Annotated in this window: 13 protein-coding genes; all 13 read left to right on the top strand. The window is 48.4% G+C overall.

Annotated features, from left to right (window positions below):
• Positions 1-103 precede the first annotated feature (103 nt).
• The 13 genes from E0698_RS04880 to thiE all read left to right on the top strand — a co-directional run bounded on the left by E0698_RS04880 (position 104) and on the right by thiE (position 12,550).
• Positions 104-637 carry a hypothetical protein gene (locus tag E0698_RS04880; protein ID WP_192510807.1) on the top strand — a complete coding sequence of 178 codons (534 nt, stop codon included), beginning with the start codon at positions 104-106 and terminating at the stop codon, positions 635-637.
• Positions 630-2,132, top strand: coding sequence for an AAA family ATPase (locus tag E0698_RS04875; RefSeq protein WP_192510806.1), 1,503 nt, complete (start codon positions 630-632; stop codon positions 2,130-2,132). The genes E0698_RS04880 and E0698_RS04875 overlap by 8 nt, the downstream gene beginning before the upstream one ends.
• A gap of 136 nt (positions 2,133-2,268) precedes the next feature.
• Positions 2,269-3,141 (top strand): 3-hydroxyacyl-CoA dehydrogenase family protein, encoded by an 873-nt coding sequence (locus E0698_RS04870; RefSeq protein WP_134913938.1) that lies wholly within the window; start codon positions 2,269-2,271, stop codon positions 3,139-3,141.
• The gene (locus tag E0698_RS04865; RefSeq protein ID WP_134913940.1) at positions 3,138-4,334 is read left to right on the top strand and encodes an acetate/propionate family kinase; all 1,197 of its coding nucleotides are present in this window, start codon (positions 3,138-3,140) and stop codon (positions 4,332-4,334) included. Before E0698_RS04870 ends, E0698_RS04865 begins: the two co-directional genes overlap by 4 nt.
• A gap of 135 nt (positions 4,335-4,469) precedes the next feature.
• Positions 4,470-5,765 (top strand): asparagine--tRNA ligase, encoded by a 1,296-nt coding sequence (gene asnS / locus E0698_RS04860; RefSeq protein WP_134913942.1) that lies wholly within the window; start codon positions 4,470-4,472, stop codon positions 5,763-5,765.
• A 3-nt stretch (positions 5,766-5,768) separates the two neighbouring features.
• Positions 5,769-6,497, top strand: coding sequence for a DnaD domain-containing protein (locus E0698_RS04855; protein ID WP_238353864.1), 729 nt, complete (start codon positions 5,769-5,771; stop codon positions 6,495-6,497).
• 284 nt (positions 6,498-6,781) lie between these two features.
• The gene (locus E0698_RS04850; RefSeq protein WP_238353863.1) at positions 6,782-7,270 is read left to right on the top strand and encodes an RNA polymerase sigma factor; all 489 of its coding nucleotides are present in this window, start codon (positions 6,782-6,784) and stop codon (positions 7,268-7,270) included.
• Positions 7,267-7,737: a hypothetical protein gene (locus E0698_RS04845; RefSeq protein WP_192510805.1), complete on the top strand. Its 471-nt coding sequence runs from the start codon at positions 7,267-7,269 to the stop codon at positions 7,735-7,737. Before E0698_RS04850 ends, E0698_RS04845 begins: the two co-directional genes overlap by 4 nt.
• An 89-nt stretch (positions 7,738-7,826) precedes the next feature.
• Positions 7,827-9,092 carry a multi-tm2 domain protein gene (locus E0698_RS04840; RefSeq protein WP_192510804.1) on the top strand — a complete coding sequence of 422 codons (1,266 nt, stop codon included), beginning with the start codon at positions 7,827-7,829 and terminating at the stop codon, positions 9,090-9,092.
• Between the two features lies 1 nt (position 9,093).
• A complete protein-coding gene (locus E0698_RS04835) occupies positions 9,094-9,876 on the top strand; it encodes a hypothetical protein (protein ID WP_149093635.1) in 783 nt (260 codons plus the stop codon).
• Positions 9,877-10,057: 181 nt separating this feature from the next.
• Positions 10,058-10,669, top strand: a complete 612-nt coding sequence (locus E0698_RS04830; RefSeq protein WP_192510900.1) for a flavin reductase family protein — start codon at positions 10,058-10,060, stop codon at positions 10,667-10,669.
• Between the two features lie 362 nt (positions 10,670-11,031).
• On the top strand, positions 11,032-11,901 hold the full coding sequence (thiD, locus tag E0698_RS04825) for a bifunctional hydroxymethylpyrimidine kinase/phosphomethylpyrimidine kinase (RefSeq protein ID WP_149093636.1): 870 nt from the start codon (positions 11,032-11,034) through the stop codon (positions 11,899-11,901).
• A complete protein-coding gene (thiE, locus tag E0698_RS04820) occupies positions 11,888-12,550 on the top strand; it encodes a thiamine phosphate synthase (RefSeq protein ID WP_149093637.1) in 663 nt (220 codons plus the stop codon). Before thiD ends, thiE begins: the two co-directional genes overlap by 14 nt.
• The last annotated feature ends 15 nt before the right edge of the window (positions 12,551-12,565 follow it).

Below are 12,565 nucleotides of genomic sequence, written 5' to 3'. Positions count from 1 at the left end.
GATAGAAAAAGACCTGCTGATCCTGTAGATCATGCATTCTGGTTTATGTGTTGACATTCGTCCCGTTTCTTCTGTGTTTTACATTTTGAGAGGAGGATGTTATTTGAAATTACGTGCAGTTCCTATCGTTGTTGCCGCGGTTCTGGCAGCATCGCTGTTGTTTGGAGGATGGTTTATTTACCGTCAGTTTACAATGCAGAGTCCTCTGGAAAAACTGGTTTCCCAATATCCCGGCGTCACAAGCGCTCAAATAGATATTAAACCGGATCAGGTTGTTTTGAATCTGGATCTCAAACCGCAGGCAGATGTCGCCGGATTGGTCAATGTAGTTAAGCAAAAAGGACAGTCCATCATTGGCAGCCGTACAGTTAAGCTGGAAATTGCGGATCATTCCAGTCCAGCGTTGAACCAGTGGTGGTCTGAGGCCATGTTTTCGGTAGCGGAAGCGATGGAAAATAAAAAATACACCCAAATTTCATCTACCGTCGAGCAGATGAAAAAGAAAAAAACCGGTATCGAGGCCGATACCGATATGGATTCAAACAACGTCTATATCCGACTCAGCGAAGGCAAAGCGACCAAGTTCATCGTTTTGCCACGTCAATCTCAGCAAATGGGGGTATGGCCTAATGCCTAGATGGATCAAGGAAGCACTAATCGGCATTGTGCCGGTGACCATTATATTTCTCATTTTTATCGGGGTGAATATCATCCCCCTTCTGATTGCAGGCGTGATGCTTAGCGGCTTGTTAATGCTCATGCATGCACGTGGAGGCTTGGCTGTAGGGGCCGGGCAAGAACGTAAACGCAAAAAGAATGGCCCGGACAAGCTGACTTTTGAGGAAATCGGTGGGCAAGAAAGCGCCAAGCAGGAGCTGCGCGAAGCGCTGGATTTTTTGAATCGGCATGATGAAATTTCCAAGTTTGGCATTCGTCCATTAAAAGGTGTTTTGCTTACAGGCCCTCCGGGAACCGGGAAAACACTGATGGCGAAGGCAGCTGCGCACTATACCAATTCTATATTTGTTGCCGCTGCAGGCAGTGAGTTTGTTGAAATGTACGTAGGTGTTGGTGCAGGCCGTGTCCGTGAGCTGTTTCGGGAGGCCCGCACTCGTGCAGCCAAGGAAAAGAAGGAAAATGCTATTATTTTTATTGACGAGATCGACGTGATTGGCGGCAAGCGTGAGGGTGGACAGCAACGTGAATATGACCAAACCTTGAATCAGTTGCTGACTGAAATGGATGGCATCTATTCAGCAGATACTCCGCGCATTTTGATCATTGCGGCTACAAACCGTAAAGAAATGCTGGACAGCGCCTTAACGCGTCCGGGGCGTTTTGACCGTCATATTCAAGTGGACTTACCTGATAAGAAGGGCCGTCTTCATATTCTTAAAATCCATGCCAAAAACAAACCGATTCAGGAAGATGCGAATCTGGACAAAATTGCTGAGGAATCCTACGGGTTTTCCGGTGCACAGCTGGAAAGTGTCATGAACGAAGCGGCAATCTATGCGATGAGACAGGAACAGGAAACGATTGCGCAAAAGCATCTGTCGATGGCGATTGACAAGGTGATGATGGGTGAGAAAACGGATCGTGAATCAACGTTGGAAGAGAAAAAACGTGTAGCGATTCATGAACTGGGACATGCTATTATGGCTGAAATCGTTCGTCCGGGCAGTGTCAGCCAGGTAGCGCTCAGCCCGCGTGGGAAAGCGCTCGGCTATGTGCGGCACAATCCACAGCAAGAGCATTATTTGTATACCAAGCAGTTCCTGGAGGAGCAGATCATGATCTCGCTCGCAGGGGCTACGGCGGAAGAAATGTACTATGGCGGTCGCAGTACAGGCTCTAGCAACGATTTTGAGCAGGCGCTGAACATTGTTCATACGATGATGACTTCCGGTTTGACTTCACTTGGCATTATTAACATGGAAATGGTAACGAAAGAAGAGCTCATGCGCGAAAATGGTGAGATTATGGACGACCTTCATAACCGTACTTTGGAGATGCTCGAAAAGCATCGTCCAGTGTTCGACAACTCTCTTGACATCCTTATGAAGGAAGAAACCCTGTCTGGGGATCAATTTAGATGTCAATTTAGTGAAAATGCTCTATTACCAGCATAATTTTTTATGCTGGTTATTTTTTTTTACTTTTAGTCCGTGCTAAGATATTATTAGCTATTGGGACATAAACATGTATTTTTCGACAAAGAAGGATACAATATAAGAGAGTGACCAGGAAAGGGTGGAGTAAAGAACCATGCAATTTAAAAAAATCGGCGTCATCGGCGGCGGCACCATGGGACAGGGTATTTCTGAAATGCTCGCGTCCAAAGGAATTGATGTGCTGTTGGTAGAGCAGACACCAGAGAAACTAGACTACGCCTACAATATGATTGAAACGAGTCTGGACAAGCAACTGGAAAAATGGGCTATCACACAAGCGGAGAAAAAATTGATTTTATCCCGAATCCAGAAAGTTTCCCATTTGGCTGAGCTTGGAAGCTGTGACATGGTCATTGAAACCATTACAGAAAATCTGGACGAGAAGAAAGCTGTTTTCCAAGAACTGGACTATGTGTGTCCAAACAACATTATTCTTGCAAGTAATACATCCACGCTGAGCCTGACCGAGCTTGCCAGCTCGACCAAGTATCCTGAGCGTGTTATTGGTATGCACTTTATCTATCCAGTATCCCGCATTGATCTTGTGGAAATTATTCGTGGCTTGAAAACTTCGGACGAAACGTTTGAAAACACAAAAATGTTTGTTGAAGAAGTAGTGGAGAAAAAAGGGGTTATGATTTATGAATCCCCTGGCTTTGTAACAAGCCGTATCATTTGCCTGCTGATTAATGAAGCAGCTCACGTTCTCCAAGAGGGCGTAGCTTCCGCTGAAGATATCGACGATGCTATGCGAATCGGCTACAGCTTCCAAAGCGGTCCTTTGGAAATGGCTGACCGCTTTGGTCTGGATTCCGTTTTGGCTGCTCTGGAGCGCATGTTCCGTGAATTCGGCGAATTGAAATATCGTCCGTCCATCGTCCTGAAGAAAATGGTGCGTGCAGGTAATCTGGGCGTGAAATCGGGCGAAGGCTTCTTTAAGTACGACAAGGATGGTGACCGGGTATGAAAATTCTCGTAATTAATGCAGGGAGTTCTTCCCTGAAATACCAGCTGTATGATATGACGGACGAGTCCGTTCTGGCAAAAGGATTGGTCGAGCGCATCGGTATGGATTCATCCATCCTGACGCATAAGCCAACCAACAAAGAAGAATACACTGAGGTTAGCGAAATTCTGGAGCATACTACAGCGATCCGTAAAGTGCTGAATGCACTCACAGATGCGGAACATGGTGTAATCTCCAGCACTAATGAAATTCAGGCTGTGGGACACCGCGTTGTTCATGGAGGAGAAATTTTCAAGCAGTCAGCGGTTGTAACGCCTGAAGCGAAGAGTGAAATCCGCCGCTTGTTCGACCTTGCGCCATTGCATAACCCGGCCTCTATGATGGGTATTAAAGCGGCTGAATTGAATATGCCTGATGTACCGCAGGTTGTTGTATTTGATACCTCGTTCCATCAAACCATGCCTGAAAAAGCTTATATGTACGCCATTCCAAGAGTGTTGTACAATAAGTACAAGGTTCGTCGCTACGGCGCACACGGTACTTCCCATGATTATGTAAGCAAAGAAGCTGCCAAATTCGTCGGTCGTCCTTTGGAAGAGTTGAAAATCATCACTTGTCACATCGGTAACGGTGGTAGTGTAACAGCGGTTCAAGGCGGTTTGTCCGTAGATACTTCCATGGGTATGACTCCACTGGAAGGACTTATGATGGGGACACGTAGTGGTGATTTGGACCCGGCAATCGTGCCTTATGTGATGAACAAACAAGAATTGACCGTCAATGAAGTCAACTCCATGCTGAACAAGCACAGTGGACTTTTAGCTATTTCCGGTATCAGCAGTGATATGCGTGAAATCACGGAAGGTATGGAAAAAGGCGAAGCTAATTCTACATTGGCATTTGAAATGTATGAATACCGTCTGCGCAAATACATTGGTTCGTATGCCGCGGCAATGAATGGGGTAGACGTGATCGTATTCACGGCAGGTGTAGGCGAAAACTCCGTCGTTCTGCGTAAGAGAGTGTTGGAGCAACTGACATTCCTCGGTATCGAGCTGGATGAATCGTTGAACGCTATTCGTTCTGGCGAGCCTCGCCGGATTACAACAGCAAATTCGAAGGTTGATGTATTGATCGTTCCGACGAACGAAGAGCTGGTTATTGCCCGCGACACGTACCGTCTGGTTCAGTAGTTCGACCCGAAGTTTAAACTTTATGCATACGGGCTATCACTTAAATAGGTTCCGTATGTACCAAACAGCGAGAGCAAACAGCCTGACCCAGGGGGAAGGGCTGTTTGATTTTCGGTTAAGAGGAGAGAGACGATCATGACGAATAAAAGTACGATTGCCCTAGTGGGCCGCCATGTAGGGGAAACGGTTACAATCGGCGCTTGGGTAAATAATAAACGATCTAGCGGTAAAATCCAGTTCCTGCAACTGCGCGATGGTACCGGATATATTCAAGGGGTTATCGTGAAAAGCGAGGTGTCCGAGGACATTTGGAATGATGCCAAATCCTTGACACAAGAAAGCTCTTTGTATGTTACCGGAGTTGTGCGCGAAGAACCGCGTAGCCAATCCGGCTTTGAATTAACGGTAACGGGCATTGAAATCATTCATTTGACAGAAAACTACCCGATCACGCCAAAAGAACACGGTGTAGATTTCCTGATGGATCACCGTCACCTGTGGTTGCGTTCCGCCAAGCAACGCGCGGTTCTGATCGTACGGGCGGAAATTATCCGTGCGGTACAGGAATTTTTTAACGGCAATGGTTTCACAAAGGTGGACCCGCCAATTTTGACCCCTTCTTCCGCAGAAGGCACAACAGAGCTGTTCCATATCAAATATTTTGACGAGGATGCTTATCTGACACAAAGCGGACAGTTGTATATGGAAGCGGCAGCCATGGCGCTTGGCAAGGTATACTCGTTTGGTCCAACCTTCCGTGCGGAAAAGTCTAAAACACGTCGTCACCTGATTGAGTTCTGGATGATCGAGCCGGAGATGGCTTTTGTAGATCATGAGGAATCTTTGCGCGTACAGGAGCAGTTTGTGAGTCATATCGTACAATCAGTGCTGAAAAATTGTTCAAAAGAGCTTGAAACGATCGGACGCGATGTTTCGAAGCTGGAGCAAATTCAGGGAGAATTCCCGCGCATTACGTATGATGAGGCGATTGCTTTCCTTCAAGGTGAAGGATTCGATATCCCGTGGGGCGAGGACTTTGGCGCTCCGCATGAAACGGCTATTGCTGAGAGATATAACAAGCCAGTGTTCATTACACATTGGCCGACTCACATTAAGGCATTTTATATGAAGCCTGATCCAACTCGTCCAGAGGTTGTACTGTGCGCCGATATGATCGCTCCTGAAGGCTATGGCGAAATTATCGGGGGTTCCCAACGGATTGATGATCCGGCCTTGATGGAAGAGCGTTTTAACGAGCATAACCTGGCGCGTGAAGCTTACCAATGGTATATGGATCTGCGCACCTACGGCACCGTTCCGCATTCCGGCTTTGGACTGGGACTGGAGCGTACGGTAGCATGGATTTGTGGACTCGATCATGTACGTGAAACGATTCCGTTCCCACGTATGCTGTATCGTCTGTATCCGTAACCAATGACCGGATCATTCGACAAGACATCAGCGGCAGAGTGGGCGGAGGGAGTAGCCTTTGCTATGGAAGCCGGAATGGTCCAGATTCCCTATGCCCTGCTCAAGCATTACCAGACGCTTCGGCTGACGGATGGCGAAATGCTTCTGCTTATGCAGTTGCTTGCTTTTAAACAAGCCGAACGCAATGAATTTCCAACCTGGGAACAATTGCAGACCCGTATCGGATGTACAGCGAACGAAATTGCGCTCCATTTCAGCAAGCTGATGAAGGAAGGTTTTCTGCGGATTGATACTGTGGAGGACCGCAACTCGTCCGTTCAATTCGAACGCTACAATCTAACGGGGATGTACCGTAAGTTGGCGGAATGTATGATACCCGAGCGCACGGAGCAGTACGATGACGATGATATTTTGTTTGCTGGGAACTCGGATGTGCTAAATGGTATATCGGAATCTTCACCTTCAGAGGAACGGAATTTGTTTACGATTTTCGAGAAGGAATTCGGCCGACCGTTGTCACCGATGGAATACGAGACGATCACCAGTTGGGTGGATCAGGATCGTTATTCCGAGGAGCTGATTTTGCTCGCTTTGAAGGAAGCGGTGTTTGCAGGGAAGGTACATTTCCGGTATATTGACCGCATTTTGCTGGAGTGGAGCCGCAACCGTGTCCGTAATGCACAAGATGCAAAGGAATACGCTCAGCGTTTCCGTGGCGGCGGACGCAGCTAAAGCGATAGACCGAGGTTTTCAGGCACCAGAAAGATTTATATGCTTGGTTAAAGTAACTAAAAGCTAAACGTATGTAAGTAAAATATTCTAGCATACAGCAGCTTTAGCGATAAAGGACACACCACTCCAACAGGAGGGTGTGTCCTTTTTTAAATATTTTTTAGAAATATGCAGGGGGAGGAAAATTCTCCGGCGTCTATAGTATTGGGAAGGGGGAGAGCATCATTGATATAGAGAGAATCATTGAACGAATACGGTCTGGCGACCGGCAGGCGTTCCGTGAGATGGTAGAGCTGTACAGCAAGCATGTGTATCATGTGGCCTATTCGGTACTGCATGATAGCAAAGAAGCGGAAGATGCCGCGCAGGAAGCGTTCGTTCAGGTGCATAAGTCTCTCCCCCAGTACCGGAACGAAGGATTTAAAACGTGGCTGACCCGAATTGCGCTCCACAAGGCGCTGGATATCAAGCGCAAACAGGACAGGCGGCCCGCAGAGCTTATAGATGTGACAGAAACCCTCCTACAGCTCCCTTCCCGGGATGAGGATGTGCTGGTCCGTCTGATCCGCGAGGAACGAAATGTGGAACTATCGCAAAAAATTGCCCAACTGCCCCAGCAGCATCGGGATATTATCCAGGCCTATTATATGCAGGGCAAAACATATGACCAAATTGCAGAAGAGATGCAGGTAGCCTTAAAAACGGTGGAGTCCAGACTCTACCGGGCACGGCAGTGGATTCGAAATCACTGGAAGGAGGAGGAATGGCAATGACTGACCAACATGATAAACCGTGGACTGAAGGGCAGATGAATGACTGGCACGCCTATATTACAGGAGCTTGCACGACAAAGGAATCTGAACGGCTGGAAAAGCTTCTGCTGGAAGATGAACAGGTGCTGGTTTTATATCTTGCCGCACTGGAGCAGTTAGAATCAACATTGGACGATTGTTCTGCCTGGATGGATACGGAGCGCTTCACAGATCAGGTAATGGCTGCTCTTCCCGATATGGAAGCAGAAGCGAGTCAAGTGATTTTCAAAAAACGTCGTTGGTTTGAAAAGCCTGTGTTTCACTACGTTGTTGCAGCAAGCCTGACTTTGATCTTGCTGTCCAGTGGTGCTTTTGACAAAATGATGCCGCAAACCGGCGGTAAGCCTGTTCCTCCGAAAGAACGCGTCTCTTACAGTGAAGAGGTCATGCGGGCTACGACAAGCTGGCTGGACAAATTAAAGCCCTAAAATAAATTAAAGTGACAGAAAAAAGGTTTAATTCAAACCTCCAGATGAGGATTTTATCAAAATCCCAAGATTAGAAAGGAAGTGTAGCGGTGCCTTATACGGAACGAAGCAAGCTCCTGGCATTTCTGTTGAACATTATTCCCGGTGTGGGACACTATTACTGGACCAGAAAAGCCAATGCGTTTGTATACACCATTTTGTTTTTCGGATGTCTGGCGGGAGGATTATTTTTTTCAGTGGTATCAAGTGACGAAATGCCTTTATTGGCCAGTATGTTTGTTGCCGCCCTTTTCTGGGGACTCAGCACGCTGCATATCATTATTAGCTTGTTGCGTTATGATCCTCGTGCAGTCGCTGCTCCATACCCCCCTCATGCAGGGCCCAATCCATATGGTTTTTACTCGCAAAGTGGACCTTATGGACAGGCTGGTTTAACAGGAGAGGTACCGGAGGAGGCAACACACGCAGATACGGATGCGCCGGAAGCAGGAATGGGATATGGCCCGGGCTATAACCATTATCAACAAGGAAACTATGGTATGGCAGGATCATCTGCTTTTCAAAAAGGATCGGACAATGAACGCTTTTTTACGATTTTGCTCTCGTTCATTCCTGGATTGGGACATCTTCATCTAGGTTTGATGCAGCGTGGTTTGTCTTTTCTGCTATCCTTCTTTGGCTTTGGAGCGATCCTCGTCTTTATTACTAGCATTACAAACGAATCCGGATTTTTGGCCTTTGGGGGCGTGTTGCCGATCATTTGGCTGTATTGCATGTTTGATGCGGTGCAGCATGTACATCGCAAACAAGCTGGAGAAATTCTTCAGGACCGGACTTTGTTTGAGGAAATAGAGCATGGAAGAGTCGAGGGACGCCGAAGTAAAATGCTGGCTACCATTTTATCGGTATTTCCCGGTGCCGGACATATGTATATCGGTTTGCAAAAGCGTGGACTCCAGCTCATGCTTCTGTTTTTAGGAGGCATCTATGTACTGGACGTGCTGTATCTTTCACTCTTTTTGTTCCTGATTCCGGTGGTCTGGTTTTACAGTTTTTTTGATGCATTGCAGCAAGTAAGCCGTTATGGACGGGAGCCGTTGATTGACAAGCCTGTGATCGGTATGTTTGCACAATATCACCGCTGGGTAGGCTTGGGGTTGCTATTGCTGGGTGCCTATTACATCTTGATCAACGTACTTGTTCCTACTCTGGATCGTCTGTTCCCGAACGAAGAGATTTATAATTTGGTTGACATGTATCTACGGACGATTATCGTATCCTTATTGTTGATTGGCGGTGGTATTTGGATGATGATCGGTAATTCCAAATCTAAACGGGTAAAGGAGAAACAATAGAATGGATACTGAATTTTCAAAGAGTGAGGCTCCCTTTAAGGGAGTCCATCATCCTCATAGCGATACAGGAGGCTCTACAGGTATATTTGGTACATCAACCAACAAAAGCAGCTCCTCCAAAACACCAAACGCCCCGGCAGGGGTTTGGAAGGTCGGAAGGCTGTCGATGGGACTTTTTCTGGTCTTGTTGGGAGGAGTAACGTTTGCCTCCAAGTTTTGGGGAGCGAGCATATTGGATCAGGCGTTGACGTGGTGGCCTGTCGTTTTTGTTTTGCTGGGACTCGAAATTTTAATGTATACGGCGTGGAAAGGGACACGTGAGCGCATCCGTTATGATTTGTTCAGCATGTTTATTACAGCAGTTTTGGTTTTTTGTTGTATCGGATTTGCTTTGGTCAGTTCACTGGGACTTACTTCGCAAGTCAGGGATATGATGAGCTCGGTTCAGGAAACAAGGGTCCTTCCTGATTGGCATGAAAAACTGCCTGTCGGAGTGACCAAGGTGATCGTGCAGGGTGAAAATCCCTATGCGGTCAAAATTGACGCAACCACCTCACCAGAGGTGCATGTGTTCGGAAGTTATGTCTATACAGGCAACGAGGATGAACTAAAAGGACAGGTGCTGTATCAGACAAAGCATATCGGAGATACGCTGTATGTGCTACTGAGCCAAATCCCGACACGTTTTATGCAACCCCAGCATCAGCTCGACGTTACGATTGCTGTACCCGAGGGGATTACGGTTACCGTGCGCGATAATCAGGGAAATATAATTGAAAAATAGAGAGACTCTTCGGCTCCGGCTTTACATCCTGCGTCATTCACGCGATACTAGAAGAAGAAGCTTCAATAGAAACCCAAAGTGCTTGTGAGCTGCTCATTTAGTGAGTGGGAACCTGCGGGTGGACATGGGTATGCTGAATCTGATTGTAAATGCGAATGTGACCAGGAAAGAGGGAGAAACCATGATAGCATTAAATCCTGATACGCTTACCGGGCGTGAAAATTATAAGCTGTTAAGCGGAAGCATTATCCCAAGGCCAGTCGCCTTTGTGACGACACTGAGCAATGAAGGGGTGCTGAATGGTGCGCCGTTCAGTTATTTTTCCATCGTAGCTTCCGAGCCGCCGCTTCTGTCTGTGTCCGTGCAACGTGTCGATGGGGTGTCCAAGGATACAGCACGTAATGCGATGGAGCAAAAAGCCTTTGTCGTTCATATTACGGATGAGGACAATGTGGGCGCGGTGAATGTGACGGCTTCCCGTCTGTCGCCGGAGGAAAGTGAAATCACACTAGCCGGACTTACGCCGATAAAAAGCACAAAAATCGCGGTTCCTGGCGTGGTTGAAGCGAAAATACGCATGGAATGTGTCCTGGAGCAGGCGATACCGCTGGGGGGCACAGAGGGCGCACCTGCCTGCGATCTGCTGATCGGGCGCGTGGTGCAGTATCATTTGTCCGAGGAAGCGTATCAAAATACATACATAATCGCCAAGGAGCTGCGTCCGGTGAGTCGTTTGGCCGGCAATGATTATGCAAAGCTCGGAGAGCAATTTAAGCTGGAGCGTCCCCAATAGGGGACGTTGCTTTTTATAGTATAAAGGGTTACGATTATAAAAAAATAGCACGGGAGCCTGCGGAAGCAAGCTGAGAGTACGACTATTCTGTCGTAGACCGTATGAACCTGTTGGATAATGCCAGCGCAGGGACCTTAGTGTAGGAACACTCTGCTTTTGCATAGTGTTTTTTTGCTATTTCATACACTTGAGCATGTACATGCAGAAAACCATATCTCTTGGCTGGAAAGAAACGCAGGCTCCTGTCATCAAAGGAGCAGGGTTCGCTTGATATTGAAATTCATTTTACTTTATACCAAAAATCAGATTCAGGATGAGCAGCAGAATTGGAAGCGGCAAGACGTTGTCAGGGGGCCACAACTATGACCCATACGGTGTACAAAGCATTGACCATTGCAGGCTCGGACAGCGGAGGGGGCGCGGGCATACAGGCTGATTTAAAAACCTTTCAGGAGCTGGGCGTGTACGGCATGTCTGCCCTGACGGGAGTTACTGCTCAAAATACACGCGGTGTACAAGCTGTTCATCCTGTCCCTGTTGCCATGGTGGAAGCTCAATTACAGTCCATAGGTACGGATTTACCACCTGATGCCGTTAAAACGGGTATGCTCGTGGGGGCTGAGGTCATTCGTCAGGTGGCCGTGCAAATTCGCCAGTTTCAGTGGCCTAATGTTGTCGTAGACCCGGTAATGATCGCCAAAGGCGGAGCTTCTCTACTTCATGACGAGGCAGTGGAAACGCTAAAATCGTATTTGTTACCGTTGGCGAAGGTAGTCACCCCAAACTTTCCGGAAGCGGAAGCGTTGACAGGCTTAACCCTCTCCAGTCGTGAGGATGCGAAGGAAGCCGCTCGAATGCTGGCTGATTTGGGGACCAGCTACGTGATCATCAAGGGAGGGCACAGTTCGGAAGCGGAACGGTCCGTGGATTTGTTGTTCGACGGGCGCGATTTTACCGAACTGGACGGGGCAAGAATTCATACCCCGCATACCCATGGAACGGGCTGTACCTTTTCGGCGGCGCTGGCGGCTGGATTGGCGGCAGGACGCAGTGTACCCGAGGCAGTGCAGACGGCCAAGGCTTTTATACAGGCGGCGATTGAGCAGGGCTTGGGTATCGGCAGTGGGCATGGACCGACGAACCATTGGGCATGGAATGCACGCTGGACAGGAGAAGGAGCGTCTGTATGGAGCAGGGCAATGAGGGAGGAAAAAAGCGATGCCAAGAGTTGATATAGGGCGTATGCGGGAGCATCTGCGTCTTTATTTGGTCATGGGGAGTGCGAATTGCGGCCGTGATCCGCTGGTGGTTTTGGAGAAAGCGTTGCAGGGAGGTGTGACCCTTTTTCAATTGCGTGAAAAGGGTGAGGGCTGTCTGACGGGAAGTCGCTTGCACGAGTTTGCTCAAGCCGCCCGGAGGCTGTGTCATCAGTATGACGTTCCATTTCTCGTCAATGATGATGTCGAGCTTGCTTTGGCTGTGGATGCAGATGGCGTCCATCTCGGACAAGATGACGAGCCGGCAGACCGCGTTCGCTCCCGAATGGGCGACAAAATCATCGGCGTATCGGTACACAGCCTAACAGAAGCGGAGCAGGCGGTACGCGCTGGCGCTGATTATGCGGGCGCAGGGCCGATGTTCCCGACTCGTTCCAAGTCGGATGCACATCCTGTGCAGGGACCGGAGCTGGTCCGCAGGCTGCGTGCAGGTGGTGCTAGCCTTCCGCTGGTAGGCATTGGTGGCATTACAGCGGACAACGCTGCCAGCGTCCTACAGGCTGGAGCGGACGGCATAGCGGTCATTTCAGCCATCTCATGGGCAGAAGCCCCCCGTGAGGCTGCACAAAGCCTGAGGAGCATCCTTTCTCGCAGCATGCTCTAATTACATGAGATGATC

Source organism: Paenibacillus sp. 23TSA30-6, assembly GCF_014858585.1.
In the GTDB taxonomy this organism is placed as follows: domain Bacteria; phylum Bacillota; class Bacilli; order Paenibacillales; family Paenibacillaceae; genus Paenibacillus.
The sequence above is the reverse complement of the archived record's forward strand: the minus strand, read 5'-3'. Positions and strand labels throughout refer to the sequence as shown.